Origin of the sequence: Streptomyces sp. NPDC093591, from assembly GCF_044764885.1 — a bacterium.
Classification (GTDB): Bacteria; Actinomycetota; Actinomycetes; order Streptomycetales; family Streptomycetaceae; genus Streptomyces.
Map to the genome: position 1 here is coordinate 228,323 of NZ_JBIWIY010000020.1, position 15,318 is coordinate 243,640.

Here is a 15,318-nt window from a genome sequence, read left to right on the forward strand (position 1 = left end):
TCGCGGCACTCTTCGGTGCGGTGTGTCACGTTCCGCCACTGGATCACCCATACGAGTGATGTCTCGATTCAGTGGCCAGGGTCACGGGCATCGATGCGTGTCCTCGACGTTTACGGGTGGTCCTTAGCCAGGGTAATGAGTTACTCTAAAGAACATGTCGGACCTTACCCATGGCGACGACGCTGCCGCCGTGAACTCTCTGCGCTCCGCCGTGATGCGGCTGTCACGCCGGCTCAAGCATCAGCGGGTCGACGAGTCGCTGAGCCCCACCGAGATGTCGGTGCTGGGCACCCTCTCCCTCTGCGGCAAGGCCACCCCCGGTGAGCTGGCCCGCAAGGAGCACGTCCAGCCGCCGTCGATGACCCGCATCGTCGCCCTGCTGGAGTCCAAGGGACTGGTCCGTCTGGAGCCGCACCCGGAGGACCGGCGCCAGAAGGTCGTCACGAAGACCGAGCAGGCCGAGGCGATGCTCGAGGAGAGCCGCCGCAAGCGCAACGCCTTCCTGGCCGCCCTGGTCGAGGGCCTCGACGAGGACGAGTGGGCGAAACTGCGCGCCGCCGCCCCCGTGCTGGAGAAGCTCGCACACCTGTAAGCCATACCGAGGAGGCGAACCCTTTTGAGTACGGGATCCGGAGCAGACTCCGCCCCCGCACCGACCACCCACAACTCCCCGCCCGTCCCCAAGCGCCGTTCCTCGATGTTCAGCTCGCTGAAGGTCAGGAACTACCGCCTGTTCTTCGTCGGCCAGGTCGTCTCCAACACCGGCACCTGGATGCAGCGCATCGCCCAGGACTGGCTGGTGCTCAGCCTCACCGGCTCCGCCACCGCCGTCGGCATCACCACGGCCCTGCAGTTCCTGCCGATGCTGCTCTTCGGCCTCTACGGCGGCGTCCTCGTCGACCGGCTGCCGAGGCGCCGCACGCTGCTCGTCACCCAGACGTCGATGGCCCTCACCGGCATCGCGCTCGCCGTCCTCACCCTGACCGGACACGTCCAGGTCTGGCACGTCTACCTCGCCGCCTTCGCCGTGGGCCTCGCCACGGTCGTCGACAACCCGGCCCGCCAGTCCTTCGTCTCCGAGATGGTCGGCCCCGACCAGCTGCAGAACGCGGTCAGCCTCAACTCGGCGAACTTCCAGTCCGCCCGCCTGGTCGGCCCCGCCGTCGCCGGCCTGATGATCACCGGCGTCGGCACGGGCTGGGCGTTCCTCTTCAACGGCCTCTCCTTCGTCGCGCCCATCGCCGGTCTGCTGCTGATGCGGGCGCGTGAGCTGTACGTCGTCGAGCGGGCCCCGCGTGGCAAGGGGCAGCTGCGTGAGGGGCTGCGGTATGTCGCCGGGCGCCCGGAGCTGATCTGGACCATCGCCCTCGCCGGGTTCGTCTCCACCTTCGGCTTCAACTTCCCCGTCTATCTGTCGGCCTTCGCCGACGACGTCTTCCGCGCGGGCGCCGGCTCCTACAGCCTCTTCAACACGCTGATGGCGGTGGGCTCCCTGGCGGGCGCCCTGCTCGCGGCCCGGCGCGGTACGGCCCGGATGCGGGTGCTGATCGCGGGGGCGGTGGCCTTCGGGGCGATGGAGATCGTGGCCGCGTTCGCGCCCTCACTGTGGCTGTTCGCGCTGCTCATGGTCCCCATCGGCATGTTTGGCATGACGGTCAACGTCACCGCCAACAGCAGCATCCAGATGTCCACCGACCCGAGCATGCGGGGCCGGGTGATGGCCCTGTACATGATGGTGTTCATGGGCGGCGCGCCGCTGGGCGCGCCGATCGCCGGCTGGATCACGGACGCGTACGGCGTCCGGGCGGGCCTGGCGGTGGGCGGCGCCATCACCGCCGCCGCGGCCGTCACCATCGCCCTGGTCCTGGCCAGGGTCGGCGGCCTGCGGCTGTCGGTGGGCTGGAACCGCGGCCACCCGCAGGTGCGGTTCGTGCCGCGGGAGCGGCGGGAAGAGCTGGCGACGGTGGCGTAGGAGGAGGCGTCCGGGTCGTCAGTCGCGGGGGAACTCGTCGGTCTTGAGGACGAGGCCGACCGCAGTGCCCGTCAGGTCGATGTCCTCTCCGAAGGAGAAGCTGACGTCGCTGTGATACTTGCCGTCCTTCGGCAGGGTGTGCAGATGCCACTCTCCGGCGTACGGGTCCACGATCAAGTACACCGGCACTTCGGCCGAGGCGTAGGTGTCCTTCTTCGGCCCGTGGTCGTTGGCGGCCGCGTCCTTGGAGATGACCTCGGCCACGAACTCGACGTCTTGATAGCGCCAACGGCCTCTGCTGTCCTTCACGGACTGCTCGGCCATGGCCGCCACATCACAGGCGAAGCCGTTCAGATGGCCGGGGAAGTCGATCCGCACGTCCGACGCCAATCGCTTGCGCGGGTATTGAGCACGCAGCTGCTCCGCGATGTCGAAGATGATCTCCCAGTGGGTCTGCCGCTGCGGTGACATGAAGATGTTCCCCCCGACGATCTCTACCTTCGTTCCCTCGGGGATGGGCATCTTCTCGAGCCACTCGAACATGACGTCCAGAGTCAGCTCACTGCACTCTTCGGCCATCTCGATCCTGTCGTCAAGGACGGTCATCGTGGCGCTCCTCCCCGGCCACCGCTCGGTCACGGGCAGTCGCGCAGTACAACGATACGCACGGTGACCGTGTCACGTGTGGCGATGGTCACGCTCCCGTCCCGAGGGAGCTAGACCCTCCGCGCCAGCACCTGCCCCGGCCAGTCGTCCTTGCCCACGTAGGTCTCGGTGCGGACGAACCCGTGGCGCTCGTAGTAGCGGATGAGCCCGCCGTCGTCGCCCGCGTAGCAGTCCACCCGCAGCAGCGAGACGCCCGCGCGCCGGGTCTCCTCGACGGCGTGCGCGAGCAGGGCGCCGCCCACGCCGTGTCCCTGGAAGCGGCGGTCGGAGGTGAGCCAGTGGATGTAGCGCTCGGGCTCGCCGGGCGGCGGGAGATGGGCCAGGTAGGCGCCGGGTGCGTCGGTGAGGGTGAGGGCGGCGGCCGGCACGCCGTCGACCTCGGCGATGAAAGCGCTGCCCTCGTCCATGTCCCGGGTGACCGACTCCGCCACCTTCGGGTTCCTGGACAGCGGCTCCGTCCCCCACTGACCCGGGCGCCCCTGCGAGACCAGCCACTCCACACCGCTGTCGAGCATGCCGAGTATCGCGGGGAGGTCGTCGGGCCCGCCTTCTCTGATGGTGATCTCCATGCCGCCATGGTGCCAGGCTGGATCCCATGAGACTCTTCGCCGCCGTGCTGCCGCCGCAGGACGTCACCGATGAACTGGCCGCGGAAGTGGCCGAGTTGAAGAAGCTGCCCGGCGCGGACGGGCTGCGCTGGACCGGCCGCCCCGGCTGGCACTTCACGCTCGCCTTCTACGGCGAGGTCGACGACGACCTCGTACCCGACCTGTCGGCCCGCCTGGAGCGCGTCGCGCACCGCACGCCACCCTTCCCGCTGGCGCTCAGCCGCGGCGGGCAGTTCGGGCACGGGCGGGCCCTGTGGGCGGGCGCGGAGGGGGACCTGGCGACGCTGCGGCTGCTGGCGGACCGCAGTGAGGCGGCCGCGCGCAAGGCCGGGGTGCCGATGGGGGAGCACCGGCGGTACAAGGCCCACCTGACGGTGGCGAGGAGCCGGTCGGCGGTGGACGTACGGCCGTATGTCGCGGCCCTCGACACGTTCACGAGCCGTACGTGGACGGTGGACGAGCTGGTGCTGGTGCGCAGCAACCTGCCGAAGTCGGGGGTGGCGGGTGAGCAGCCCCGGTACGAGGCGGTCGCCCGCTGGCCGCTCGCGGGGGCCGGTTAGGCTCGGTGGCGTGGACCCGAAAACCCGGAACCGGATCATGGCCGGTGCGCTTGTCTTGATGTTCGTTGTGGTGGCGTTGGCTGCGGCGCTCGGTAGGTAGGTAGGCGGCGCCGGGAACCGCTCGTCGTTCGTCGGGTGCGGCCCGTGCGTGGCGGATCGCGCCCGCGGGGCGGAGCCGCACATCGACTCCGCCCCGCGGCCCTTGAGGGCACTGCCGCTACGGCGTCACCAGGCGAACGCCTCCGGCGAGGGACCCGGCCCCGGGAACACCTCGTCCAGACCCGCCAGCAGTTCCTCGCTCAGCTCCAGCTCCGCCGCCCGCAGCGCGGAGTCGAGCTGGTCGGCGGTACGGGGGCCGACGATCGGGCCGGTGACCCCGGGTCGGGTGAGCAGCCAGGCCAGGGCGGCTTCGCCGGGCTCGATCCCATGCTTGTCGAGCAGGTCCTCGTACGACTGGATCTGCGCGCGTACGGCGGGGTCCTTGAGGGCCTCCGCGGTCCGGCCCGAGGTGCGTCGGCCGCCCTGGACCTCCTTCTTGATGACGCCGCCCAGCATGCCGCCGTGCAGTGGCGACCACGGGATGACGCCGAGGCCGTAGTCCTGCGCGGCCGGGATGATCTCCATCTCGGCGCGGCGCTCGTAGAGGTTGTAGAGGCACTGCTCGCTGACGAGGCCGATGGTGCCGCCGCGCCGGGCGGCGATCTCGTTGGCCTGGGCGATCTTGTACCCGGGGAAGTTGGAGGAGCCGACGTACAGGATCTTGCCCTGCTGGACGAGGACGTCGATCGCCTGCCAGATCTCCTCGAAGCCGGTGGCGCGGTCGATGTGGTGGAACTGGTAGAGGTCGATGTAGTCGGTCTGCAGCCGCTTGAGCGAGGCGTCGACCGCGCGCCGGATGTTCACCGCCGACAGCTTGTCGTGGTTGGGCCACGCCTCGCCGTCCGCGCCCATGTTGCCGTACACCTTGGTGGCGAGGACGACCTTGTCGCGCCGCTCGCCGCCCTTGGCGAACCAGTTGCCGATGATGCTTTCGGTACGGCCCTTGTTCTCGCCCCAGCCGTACACGTTCGCCGTGTCGAAGAAGTTGATGCCCGCGTCCAGCGCCGCGTCCATGATCGCGTGACTGTCCGCTTCGTCGGTCTGCGGACCGAAGTTCATGGTGCCGAGGACGAGTCGGCTGACCTTGAGTCCCGTGCGTCCGAGTTGCGTGTACTTCATGACCACTCAGCCAACGGCTTGGAGTGCGCTCTATGCAAGCGATCTTGACACTAACCGATGGTAAGTGCTTTCCTCTAGTTAGCACTAGCTTGAACTTTCAATAGCTTTGGAGAGAGAGCGTCGTGACCCCCACCTCCCCTGCCCGCAGGGCCTTCGTCGCGGTACTTGCCTCGGCCGCCCTGCTCGGTGCCGCCGCCGTGCCGGCCGTCGCCTCCGCGCCCGCTTCCGCCGCTTCCTTCGCCGGCTACTCGGACTCCGCGCGCCTCGGCTACCAGAAGGCCGTCGCCGTCCGCGTCCTCAAGGGCGTGTTCGAGCGGGGCGACACCGAGGTCGTGGACCGGTTCGTGCGGCCGGACTACATCCAGCACAACCCGCTCGCACCCGACGGTGCCGAGACGCTGAAGAACCTGGGCACGTCCGTCCACCAGCAGTTCCCGGACGCCCGGTACGACATCAAGCGGGTCATCTCCGAAGGTGACCTCGTGCTGGTCCACTCCAACGTGATCATGACGCCGGGCACCCGCGGTCAGGCCGTGTTCGACATCTTCCGCTTCCAGGGCGGGAAGATCGCCGAGCACTGGGACGCGGGGCAGAACGTGCCGGAGGGCTCCGCCAACGGCAACGACATGTTCTCCACGGTGAGTCGGCCGCGCACCGAGCGGCCGGGGCCGGCCTGGCTCACGGCGTACAACAAGAAGCTGGTCACCCAGGCCTTCGACCAACTCCTCGTCCAGAAGGACCTGTCCGCCCTCGACCGGTACTGGGGCTCCGAGTACCACCAGCACAACCCGACGATCGCCGACGGTGTGGAGGGTGTGAAGTCGGGGCTTGGCGGCTACTTCGAGGCGTTCCCGCGGCTGACGGTCACGCCGAAGCGGGTGATCGCCGAGGGCGACCTGGTGGCGGTGCACAGCCACTATGTGAACGCGCCGGGTGAGCGGGGCATGGCGGTCGTCGATCTCTTCCGGGTGCGGAACGGGAAGATCGTCGAGCACTGGGACGTGCTGCAGGACGTGCCGGAGACCTCGGCGAACGACAACGGGATGTTCTGAGCGGGATGCGCCGGAAGGGCGCAGGGGTGCGGGGTGGCCGTCGAGGCCGCCCCGCACCCTGTTGTGCCTGTTCTGTTTCTGTTTTCGGATCAGTCGTGGATGGTCACGCAGGCCTTGCCCCGCGGGTAGTTGGACCAGCTGGCGCACGCCTTGGTGCCGTCCTTGAAGGACTTGTTGACCGTGATGGGGCCCCAGGAGAAGCTGCGGGCCTCGCAGATCCTGCCGCTGGTCTTCTTCCAGGAGCCGATGGTGATGGTGGCCTTGCCGCAGTCGTCGGCGTGGTTCTTGGTGAGGGTGGTCTTGACGGTCTTCACCTTGAGCTTGGTGCCCGTGACGTATATGCACTTGGATCCGCTGCTGCCCGCATTTCCGGTGCAGCCGCTGCCCGATGCGTATGCGGGTGGCGACATGGCCAGGGCTCCGACCAGACAGGCTCCGGCCATGATGGCGGTACGCGTGCGATTGAGCACGTCAACTCCCCGTAGTTGCAATTGAGTTGCTCGGTCGGAGTCGACGCTATTGACGGGTGATCTTTCCCCGCAAGTCGCTATCGCCGCTTTTCACTGTGGCTGCACAATGTGTTGAGCACGGGCGGCGTTCCGTCGAGATACCAGCGCTTTTCCGTTTCGACCACCTGCCAGGCCGTGCAGGTTCCGGGGCCGTCGACCACGATGAAGCTGGCGCCCGAGGACTTTTTAACAGTTCCTCGTGCATTTTTTGCGGCCGTTTTGCCGAGGCGATTCAGATAGTTCGCCGCGTATTCGTCGGCGACGCTGTCCTCGGTGAAGAGCAGCTGCAATGCATCCGCGTCCTGGGTGTGCAACGCCGTGATGGTGTGCTCTTCGAGGGCATTCAGGTTCGACGCCCCGCCGGGCGGCTCGTTGTTAATGCTGACGACAATGGTGGTGAGCCATCCCACGAGCAGTGCCCCACCGACCCAAATGCCCAAGCGGCCCTTCCTCATTGGCTGCACCTGCTCTCCGCGTCCCGCTTCTGTGATCAACGTGAGGGAAGCGTAGCTCGGACAATGAGCCGCAGTTCCGGCCGTCCCTCGGTGCGGTGTGGGACGCCTCCAGCGCGGAACCGGGGACATCGTGACGCTTCTCCCGGGCTCCCCGCGGACAGGTACAGCCGCGCGTCACAACGATGTGCACGGTGACCACGACAACGGAGATCAAGCTCATATGCCGACCCCGGACACCCAGCCCCTCCTCGCCCTCCTCCGCCGCACCATCGGCACCACCGTCCTCGGCGTCTACCTCCATGGCTCCGCCACCCTCGGCGGGCTCCGTCCGCACAGTGACGTCGATGCCCTGGTCGTCGTACGCCGGAGTCCGACCGGGGACGAACGCCGGGAACTGCTCGGAGAGTTGCTCAAGATGTCCGGCGGGGGGAACGGCGCCCGCCCCGTCGAGCTCATCGTCGTCGTGCAGGACGACGTACGTCCCTGGCGCTACCCGCCGCCCTGCGACTTCCTGTACGGCGAATGGCAGCGGGGCGACTACGAGCGTGGCGTCATCCCCGCCCCCGAGCCCAGCCCCGACCTCGCGCCCCTCCTCACGATGGTGCTGCTCGGGGACGCCCCGCTGTACGGCCCCCCACCCGCCGAGGTCCTCGACCCCGTTCCGCAGGACGACCTCAGGCGCGCGATCACCGCCGGAGTGCCGGAGCTGCTCGACGAGTTGGACACCGACACCCGCAACGTCCTGCTCACCCTCGCCCGGATCTGGACCACCCTCGCCACCGGGACCATCCGCGCCAAGGACGCGGCCGCCGACTGGGTCCTGCCAAGGCTCCCGCCGAGCACCGGCCGGTCCTCGCCCATGCCCGCGCCGTCTACCTGGGGGAGGAGGTGGAGCACTGGACGAGCCTGCGGGCCGGCGTTCAGCCCTGTGCCGAGTTCCTCGTGCGAGCCATTGACGCTCAGTCGCGGTAGCCGTGGCCCACGCCTGACGTTGCATGGTGTCCGCGAACGCCGTCACCGTCTTGGTACTTGGTGTGCTCAGAACCTGTAATTGGTGATCATCGCGTTGCCGAAGACGTCGTAGACCGACGCGTATCCCTCGTCCGAGTCCTTCCAGTCGGCGAACGCCTCGACGATCGCGGTGGCGGCCGACTGGGGGTTCTCCACCTGGGTCTTCCCCCCGTTGATGTCGGTGGAGATGTAGGCGTCGCCCGTCTGCTCGTTCCACTCGCCGATGATGCGGCTCACCCGCCCGGCCGCGTCCTTCTGCTGGGCGCTTCCGTGCTTCTCGACCCAGGAACGGAACTCCTGGGCCTTCTTCTTCGACTGCGTCTTGTCCGTGTCCGTGGGCAGTTGTTCCACGACTCCGACCTGGTCGGGCTTGGCGGTGTCCTCGGCGCGGCAAGCGGCGGTGCCGGCGATCAGGGCGGCACCGAGCGTGAGAACGGCAGTGGTGTGGAGGGTGCGCTTCACAGGGGTCTCCGTCGCGTGCTCGGGCCGGATGCGAGGTCTCGGCTGTGTCATGGTGTCAGGCGCCCGTATAGGGCGCCCCCACCCCCCACGCCTGATACATCGCCTCCGCGAAGGCCCCCGCGATCTTGTGCTCGCCGCTCGCGTTCGGGTGCGTGCCGTCGTAGGTGTCGAGATGGATGTCGTACGACGGGGGAGGGGACGCCAGGAGCAGGGGCGAGCGTGGCTCGTCCAGGTCTGCCACCGTCTTGGCCAGCAGTTCGTTGAAGCGGGTGACCTCGGCCGCGAAGGGCGCGTCCGATGCGGCGCGGACGTTCGGGATCACCGGCAGCACGGCCATCCGTACCTTCGGGTTCGCCGACCGCGCCTCGGCCACGAACCCCCGTACATTCTCCGCCGTCTGCTCCGCGTTCGTGTAGAAGCCCAGGTCGATCAGGCCCAGGGAGACCAGGAGGACGTTCGCCCGGCACGAGCGCACCGCCTCGCCGATCAGCGGGGCCATGTGCAGCCAGCCCTCGCCCCAGCCGGCCAGGTGGGCGCGGGGGAAGGCGGGGTCGCAGTCGGTGGCGTACTCGTACGACGTCGGCGCGTCCGTCGCCTTGTCGTACAGCGTCTCGCGCGGGCCGACGAGGGCGAAGGGGCCGCCGTATGTCTCACGCAGGTGCTGCCACATGCGGTAGCGCCACGTGTGTTCGCCGGCGCTGCCGATGGTCTGGGAGTCGCCGACGGGCATGAACCTGAGCATCCGCTCATGATGGACGATCGCTACCTGTCGGTAGGGGGAGGTGAGGTGTGAAGCCTGACACTCCCGGAGCGGTTCACCCCGCTGCCGACCCGGACTCCGAATCGCCGGGCCGGATGGCAGGCTTGGGGCATGCGCCGACCGATCGCCCTTCTCGCCGGACTCCTGATCGCGGGCGCGTGCGCCCTGCCTGCCTCCGCCGCCGACGGCGACGAGGACTTCACGATCAAGGACCCGCGCATCACCGAGTCCAGCGGGCTGGCCGCCTCACGTCAGCACCCGGGCATCTACTGGACGCACAACGACCAGGACGAGGGCGCCTACCTCTACGCCGTCGACAGCGGCACCGGCGAGACCGTCGCGACGATCACCATGACCGGGGTCGGCACCCCGCGCGACGTGGAGGCGATCTCCATGGGGCCGGGGAACGAGATCTGGGTCGGCGACATCGGTGACAACGACGGTGTGGAGTGGCCCTATGTGTGGGTCTACCGGCTGCCTGAGCCGAAGACGCTCAAGGATCAGACGATCCGGGCCACGCAGTACGTGGTGAAGTACTCCGACGGGACCCGCGACGCCGAGTCGCTCGTCGTGCACCCCAAGACCGGGCGGGTCTACATCATCGACAAGCAGGAGGACGGCGGGCACCTGTACGAGGGGCCGGCCGAGCTCTCCGCCTCGGGGACGAACGTGTTCAAGCCCGCCGCCCCCGTCGACTTGTGGGCCACCGACGCCGCCTTCTCCCCGGACGGCAAGACCCTCGCCGTACGCGGCTACTTCGGCGGCATCGCCTACGACTGGAACGGCGGCAAGCTCAAGCGGCTGGAGCGCATCAGCGTGCCGCTGGGCCAGGGGGAGTCCGTCTCCTACTCCACCGACGGCACCAAGATCATGCTCGGCAGCGAGGGGGCCAACAGCAACGTCGTGGCGAAGGACGCTCCTGAGGCCGCCGGGTCCGCCGACTCCTCGTCCGGCGGCGGGAGTTCGGACTCCTCCGGGGACGGCGACGGTGACAGCGGCCGGACCGGCGACCTCAAGGTCGGTGCCGTCGCCGTGCTCGTCGCCTGCGTCGTCGTCTTCGGGTTCCGGCGGCTGGTGCGCCGCAGGTGAACGGCTACGGCGCCGGGGGCGATGGCTGCGACCGCCGGGTGACGAAGACCTCGAGCCCGTCCAGGATCCGCTGCAGCCCGAACTCGAAGTGGTCGAAGTCGGGATTCCAGGTGTTCTCGTCGAGGGAGGCGAGGAGGGGATAACGGCCGGAGGCCATGATCTTCTCCAGCATCGGCGCCTGGGCCTGCCAGAACTCCCCGTCCGTCAGGCCCGTCCGGCGCTCCGCCTCCTGGTGGTACAGCTGGGTGCGCGCGGCCCCGACGACGTACCCGTCGATCATGATGATCGCCGAGACCAGCTCGCGGTCGGTCAGGCCCATCGGCTTGATGCGGTCGAGCACCTTCTCCATGCCGTCCAGGGCGCTCGGACCGAGGATCGGGCGGGACTGGTTGACCTGGAGCAGCCAGGGGTGGCGGCGGTAGAGGTCGAGGGTCGCTCGGCCCAGGGCCTCCAGGGCCGAGCGCCAGCCGCCGTCGCCGAGGTCGGCCGGGTTCTCGGAGGGACGCTGGACGCGGTCCAGCATCAGATCGAGCAGTTCCGCCTTGCCGGGGACGTACCGGTACAGCGACATCGTGCCGGTGCCCAGCTCGGCGGCGACCCGGCGCATGGACACCGACTCCAGCCCTTCGGCGTCCGCGACCCGGACGGCCGCGTCCACGATCTGGTCCAGGGTGAGGGTCGGCTTGGGCCCGCGGCTCGGGCGCCGGCCCGTATCCCACAGCAGTTCCAGCGTGCGGGCGATGTCGCCGCTGCCGCTGGTCTCCGTGCTGCCGGTACCGCTGGTGCCGCCCTTGCCGCTCGTCATGCAGTTCAGCTTAAGTCCTCCGCAAAAAACTGAGTACGGCGTACGCGCAATCGGGTACGGTGTACTCAGTTACCGAAAGGGGGACCCCATGAGTGAGGGAAGCGGCGGGAACGACCGATACGCGGTCCGGGCCGAGGGCCTGGAGAAGCGCTACGGCGACAAGCGCGCCCTCGACGGCTTCGACCTGGCCGTCCGCGAGGGCACGGTGCACGGCCTGCTCGGACCGAACGGCGCCGGCAAGACCACCGCCGTACGCATCCTGTCCACGCTGATCAGGCTGGACGGCGGCCGGGCGACGGTGGCCGGGCTCGACGTGGCCCGGCAGCCGCGCGAGGTGCGGGCGCGCATCGGACTCACCGGGCAGTACGCGGCCGTGGACGAGGTGCTCACCGGCCGACAGAACCTGGAGATGTTCGGCCGTCTCTTCCACCTGGGCGGCAGGCGGGCGAAGCTGCGTGCCGCGGAGCTCCTGGAGCAGTTCGACCTGGCCGACGCCGCTGACAAGGGCGTCGGCAAGTACAGCGGCGGTATGCGGCGCCGCCTCGACCTGGCCGCGTCGATGATCCTCGCCCCGGCCGTCCTCTTCCTCGACGAGCCGACGACGGGACTCGACCCCCGCAGCCGGGGCGAAGTATGGGAGTCCGTACGGGCGTTGGTGGCGGGCGGTACGACGGTGCTGCTGACCACGCAGTACCTGGAGGAGGCCGACAAGCTGGCCTCGCACATCACCGTCATCGACCAGGGCCGCGCCATCGCCGACGACACCCCGGACGGGCTGAAGAACCTCGTTGGCGGCGACCGTATCGAGGTCGTCGTCGCCGACGGGGCCGACCTCGCGCGGGTCGCGAAGGTCGTCGCCCGGGTCTCGGACGGTGAACCCGAGACGGAGGAGGGCGAGTTGCGGGTGCACGCGCCCGTGGTCGACCGGGTGTCCGCGCTGACCGAGGTCGCGCGGACCCTGCAGGACGAGGGCGTCCAGGTGGAGGACATCGGCCTGCGCAGGCCGAGCCTCGACGACGTGTTCCTGCGCCTGACCGGACACCGCACCGAGAAGACCGACGAGAACGACAGGAACGACAAGACCAAGAAGGGGGCCGTCGCATGACCGCCGTAGACCTGACCGTCCCGGCCACGCGCGGCCGCCTGTACTGGGCCCTCGCCGACGTCTGGAACATCGTCCGCCGTGGCCTGACCCACTACCAGCGCCAACCGGTCAACATCGCCTGGCAGCTGGGCTTCCCGATCCTGTCCGTGCTGCTCTACGGCTATGTCTTCGGCAGCGCGATGAAGGTGCCCGGCGGCGGGGACTACAAGGACTTCCTGATGCCGGGCATGTTCGTGATGACGATGGCGTTCGGCTTCATCAACACCGCCACACTCGTCGTCTACGACTCCACCAAGGGCGTCATCGACCGGTTCCGCTCCATGCCGATGGCCTCCTCCGCGGTGGTCGCCGGGCGCGGGATCACCGATCTGCTCGCCGCCTGCGCGGAGTTGGCGATCATGATGCTGACGGCCTTCGCGATGGGCTGGCGCCCGGACGGCGGCTTCGGCTTCCTCGGCGCCTTCGGCCTGCTGCTGTGGCTGCGGTTCGCGCTGATCTGGATCGGGGTGTGGCTGGGCCTGCTGGTGCCCAACCCGGAGGCCGCGGGCGGTCTGTTCGCCGTCGCCTTCCCGCTCACGATGATCTCCAGCATCTTCGTCGCGCCCCAGCTGATGCCCGACTGGCTGGGCTGGGTGGCGGCCTGGAACCCGATCTCCTCCACCGCCGCGGCCACCCGTGAGCTGTTCGGGGTGCCGAGCGTGGCCGTGGCCGGGGACTCCTGGGTCGAGCAGCATGCGCTGCTGATGGCGGGGGTGTGGCCGGTGATTCTGACGGCGATCTTCCTGCCGCTCGCGGTGCGGAGGTTCCAGAAGCTGAGCCGGTGACGTCCTCAGGGCCTGTCCGACGATTCCCGCGGGAGTCGTCGGACAGGCCCTAGTGCTTGACGTGTCCACGTGACCTGACTTCCATGGGAGGTGCGGGATGTGGGAGCGCTCCCACCTGTTCCGGCCCGCGCCTCCCGAGAGGAAGCAGCGACATGTTCCGCAGCTTGCGAAGAGCGCTGTGTGCTGCCGCGGTGGCGCTTGTGTTACCGCTGGGGGCCGGTGCGCACACCGCCCACGCGGCGGAGTCCGGCGGCGTACGGGCCGCCGAGGCCGGCGCCGGGTACTGGCACACCAGCGGCCGGCAGATCCTGGACGCGGCCGGGCAGCCGGTCCGTATCGCCGGGATCAACTGGTTCGGCTTCGAGACCGGCAACCACGTCCTGCACGGCCTGTGGGCCCGCGACTACAAGAGCATGCTCGACCAGATGCGGTCGCTGGGCTACAACACCCTGCGCCTGCCCTTCAGCGACGACATCCTCAAGGCCGGCACCATGCCGGACAGCATCAACTTCGCCGACGGCAAGAACGCCGACCTGCGAGGGCTGACGTCGTTGCAGGTGATGGATAAGATCGTGGCGTACGCTGGCCAGACCGGCCTGAAGATCGTCCTGGACCGGCACCGACCGGACGCGGGCGGGCAGTCGGCGCTCTGGTACACGAGCGCGGTGCCGGAATCGACGTGGATCGCCAACCTCAAGGCGCTGGCGCAGCGCTACAAGGGCGACAGCACCGTCATCGGCATCGACCTGCACAACGAGCCGCACGATCCCGCCTGCTGGGGCTGCGGCGACACGACCCGCGACTGGCGCCTCGCCGCGCAACGGGCCGGGAACGCCGTCCTGTCCGTCAACCCCGAGCTGCTGATCATGGTCGAGGGCGTCCAGTCGTACGACGGTGCCAACGGCTGGTGGGGCGGCAACCTCATGGGCGTGGCCCAGTACCCGGTGCAGCTCGACGTCCCGAACCGGCTCGTGTACTCGGCCCACGACTACGCCACCAGCGTGGCCCAGCAGCCCTGGTTCAGCGATCCGGCCTTCCCCGACAACATGCCGGGCGTCTGGGACCGGTACTGGGGTTACGTCTTCAAGCAGAACATCGCCCCCGTGTGGCTCGGCGAGTTCGGTACGACGCTCCAGTCGACGGTGGACCAGAAGTGGCTGGCCGCGCTGGTGACGTACCTGCGGTCGACGTCGGCGCACGGGGCGGACTCGTTCCACTGGACGTTCTGGTCCTGGAACCCCAACTCCGGTGACACGGGCGGGATCCTGAAGGACGACTGGACGACCGTGGACACCGTGAAGGACGGGTATCTGGCGAGCATCAAGGCGCCGGGATTTCCGGGCGGCGGGGGCGGGAGCGATCCCGATCCCGACCCGGGCGGCGGCATGGCCACCTGCAGCGCCGCCTACACCGTCAGCAGCGACTGGGGCGGCGGCTTCAACGCCGAGGTGAAGGTCACCAACACGGGGGCCACGCCGCTCACCTCCTGGAAGGTGACCTGGACCTGGGGCGGGTCCCAGCGGGTCACTTCCATGTGGAACGCGTCGTACACACAGAGCGGGGCGACGGTGACCGCGTCCAACGCCGGGCACAACGGGGCGGTCGCGGTGGGTGGTTCGGCGAGCTTCGGGTTCGGGGGTGCGCCCGGGGGCGGGGCGACGCCGGCGGTGAGCTGCGCGGCTGCGTGAGGGGAGGGCGCCCGGTGGTGGTCCGCCGGGCGCCCTGCCGCTCTCGGTCACTTGAGCTCGGGGATGATGCTCAGCCTCTCGTCCATGTCGTTGAGGTCCTTCTGCATCGATGACAGCGACCCGTTCATGCCGGACATCGACCCCTTCACGGATGACAGCGACCCGTTCATGGAGTTCAGCGAACCGTTCATGCCGCCCATCCGCGTGTCGAGGCTCTTGATGCTGCTTCGCATGGCCTTCATGTCCTTGGCGACCTGGGGCAATGACGAGGTGTCAGATTTAGCTTCGAGTGGGGTTCTGTCAAGCGCCAAGTGGGGTGGGCAGACGGCGCAGGCGCGCTGGGAGCCGTGCCGTCCGACTCATGCGCGGGCGGCTGACCGGCCTATCGGCAGCGACTTCACCCTGCTCGACTCCCCGCATGACGAGGGGCGGGGGGGGCGGCGGGGTGCGCGCGCGCGACGACACGGCCGCCCACACCGGCGTGTTAACGACCGCGGGCGAACACCACCCAAAACAATACAGACCGCTAAGTAG

Annotated in this window: 17 protein-coding genes and 1 pseudogene; 9 read left to right on the plus strand and 9 right to left on the minus strand. The window is 68.9% G+C overall.

The window, feature by feature from the left end; all coding sequences use genetic code 11:
- The first annotated feature begins 154 nt into the window (after window positions 1-154).
- On the plus strand, window positions 155-592 hold the full coding sequence (locus ACIREI_RS36915) for a MarR family winged helix-turn-helix transcriptional regulator (RefSeq protein WP_403342608.1): 438 nt from the start codon (window positions 155-157) through the stop codon (window positions 590-592).
- Window positions 593-616: 24 nt separating this feature from the next.
- Window positions 617-1,972, plus strand: a complete 1,356-nt coding sequence (locus tag ACIREI_RS36920; RefSeq protein ID WP_403342610.1) for an MFS transporter — start codon at window positions 617-619, stop codon at window positions 1,970-1,972.
- Window positions 1,973-1,990: 18 nt separating this feature from the next.
- Here the strand turns inward: ACIREI_RS36920 and ACIREI_RS36925 are convergent, their stop codons facing one another.
- Both ACIREI_RS36925 and ACIREI_RS36930 read right to left on the minus strand, forming a co-directional pair.
- Entirely contained in the window at window positions 1,991-2,578 is a 588-nt protein-coding gene (locus ACIREI_RS36925; RefSeq protein WP_403342613.1) for a Uma2 family endonuclease, read from the minus strand.
- Window positions 2,579-2,688: 110 nt separating this feature from the next.
- Window positions 2,689-3,207: a GNAT family N-acetyltransferase gene (locus ACIREI_RS36930; protein ID WP_403342615.1), complete on the minus strand. Its 519-nt coding sequence runs from the start codon at window positions 3,205-3,207 to the stop codon at window positions 2,689-2,691.
- A 26-nt stretch (window positions 3,208-3,233) separates the two neighbouring features.
- Here ACIREI_RS36930 and thpR point away from each other — a divergent pair, with 26 nt between their 5' ends.
- The gene (gene thpR / locus ACIREI_RS36935; RefSeq protein ID WP_403342617.1) at window positions 3,234-3,806 is read left to right on the plus strand and encodes an RNA 2',3'-cyclic phosphodiesterase; all 573 of its coding nucleotides are present in this window, start codon (window positions 3,234-3,236) and stop codon (window positions 3,804-3,806) included.
- A gap of 225 nt (window positions 3,807-4,031) precedes the next feature.
- On the opposite strand, the gene ACIREI_RS36940 is transcribed toward thpR, so the two are convergent.
- Window positions 4,032-5,024 carry an aldo/keto reductase gene (locus ACIREI_RS36940; RefSeq protein ID WP_403342619.1) on the minus strand — a complete coding sequence of 331 codons (993 nt, stop codon included), beginning with the start codon at window positions 5,022-5,024 and terminating at the stop codon, window positions 4,032-4,034.
- Between the two features lie 122 nt (window positions 5,025-5,146).
- On the opposite strand from ACIREI_RS36940, the gene ACIREI_RS36945 reads away from it, so the two are divergent.
- Window positions 5,147-6,076 (plus strand): nuclear transport factor 2 family protein, encoded by a 930-nt coding sequence (locus ACIREI_RS36945; RefSeq protein WP_403342621.1) that lies wholly within the window; start codon window positions 5,147-5,149, stop codon window positions 6,074-6,076.
- A gap of 89 nt (window positions 6,077-6,165) precedes the next feature.
- On the opposite strand, the gene ACIREI_RS36950 is transcribed toward ACIREI_RS36945, so the two are convergent.
- Complete coding sequence (locus tag ACIREI_RS36950) at window positions 6,166-6,546, minus strand: hypothetical protein (RefSeq protein WP_403342624.1); 381 nt, start codon at window positions 6,544-6,546, stop codon at window positions 6,166-6,168.
- A 77-nt stretch (window positions 6,547-6,623) separates the two neighbouring features.
- A complete protein-coding gene (locus ACIREI_RS36955) occupies window positions 6,624-7,025 on the minus strand; it encodes a hypothetical protein (protein ID WP_403342627.1) in 402 nt (133 codons plus the stop codon).
- Window positions 7,026-7,260: 235 nt separating this feature from the next.
- On the opposite strand from ACIREI_RS36955, the pseudogene ACIREI_RS36960 reads away from it, so the two are divergent.
- Window positions 7,261-8,012, plus strand: a pseudogene (locus tag ACIREI_RS36960) (aminoglycoside adenylyltransferase family protein).
- A gap of 66 nt (window positions 8,013-8,078) precedes the next feature.
- Here the strand turns inward: ACIREI_RS36960 and ACIREI_RS36965 are convergent.
- Window positions 8,079-8,513, minus strand: coding sequence for a hypothetical protein (locus tag ACIREI_RS36965; protein WP_403342629.1), 435 nt, complete (start codon window positions 8,511-8,513; stop codon window positions 8,079-8,081).
- Window positions 8,514-8,568: 55 nt separating this feature from the next.
- Window positions 8,569-9,255 carry an SGNH/GDSL hydrolase family protein gene (locus ACIREI_RS36970; RefSeq protein WP_403342631.1) on the minus strand — a complete coding sequence of 229 codons (687 nt, stop codon included), beginning with the start codon at window positions 9,253-9,255 and terminating at the stop codon, window positions 8,569-8,571.
- A 129-nt stretch (window positions 9,256-9,384) separates the two neighbouring features.
- Between ACIREI_RS36970 and ACIREI_RS36975 the strand changes: the two genes are divergently transcribed.
- Entirely contained in the window at window positions 9,385-10,362 is a 978-nt protein-coding gene (locus ACIREI_RS36975) for a WD40 repeat domain-containing protein (protein ID WP_403342633.1), read from the plus strand.
- Between the two features lie 4 nt (window positions 10,363-10,366).
- Here the strand turns inward: ACIREI_RS36975 and ACIREI_RS36980 are convergent, their stop codons facing one another.
- Entirely contained in the window at window positions 10,367-11,167 is an 801-nt protein-coding gene (locus ACIREI_RS36980) for a TetR/AcrR family transcriptional regulator (protein WP_403342636.1), read from the minus strand.
- An 88-nt stretch (window positions 11,168-11,255) separates the two neighbouring features.
- On the opposite strand from ACIREI_RS36980, the gene ACIREI_RS36985 reads away from it, so the two are divergent.
- The 3 genes from ACIREI_RS36985 to ACIREI_RS36995 all read left to right on the plus strand — a co-directional run bounded on the left by ACIREI_RS36985 (window position 11,256) and on the right by ACIREI_RS36995 (window position 14,784).
- Window positions 11,256-12,272, plus strand: a complete 1,017-nt coding sequence (locus ACIREI_RS36985; protein ID WP_403342638.1) for an ATP-binding cassette domain-containing protein — start codon at window positions 11,256-11,258, stop codon at window positions 12,270-12,272.
- Entirely contained in the window at window positions 12,269-13,096 is an 828-nt protein-coding gene (locus ACIREI_RS36990) for an ABC transporter permease (RefSeq protein ID WP_403342640.1), read from the plus strand. The genes ACIREI_RS36985 and ACIREI_RS36990 overlap by 4 nt, the downstream gene beginning before the upstream one ends.
- Before the next feature lie 152 nt (window positions 13,097-13,248).
- Complete coding sequence (locus ACIREI_RS36995) at window positions 13,249-14,784, plus strand: cellulase family glycosylhydrolase (protein WP_403342643.1); 1,536 nt, start codon at window positions 13,249-13,251, stop codon at window positions 14,782-14,784.
- A gap of 47 nt (window positions 14,785-14,831) precedes the next feature.
- Here the strand turns inward: ACIREI_RS36995 and ACIREI_RS37000 are convergent, their stop codons facing one another.
- On the minus strand, window positions 14,832-15,017 hold the full coding sequence (locus ACIREI_RS37000) for a hypothetical protein (RefSeq protein ID WP_403342645.1): 186 nt from the start codon (window positions 15,015-15,017) through the stop codon (window positions 14,832-14,834).
- Window positions 15,018-15,318: the final 301 nt, after the last annotated feature.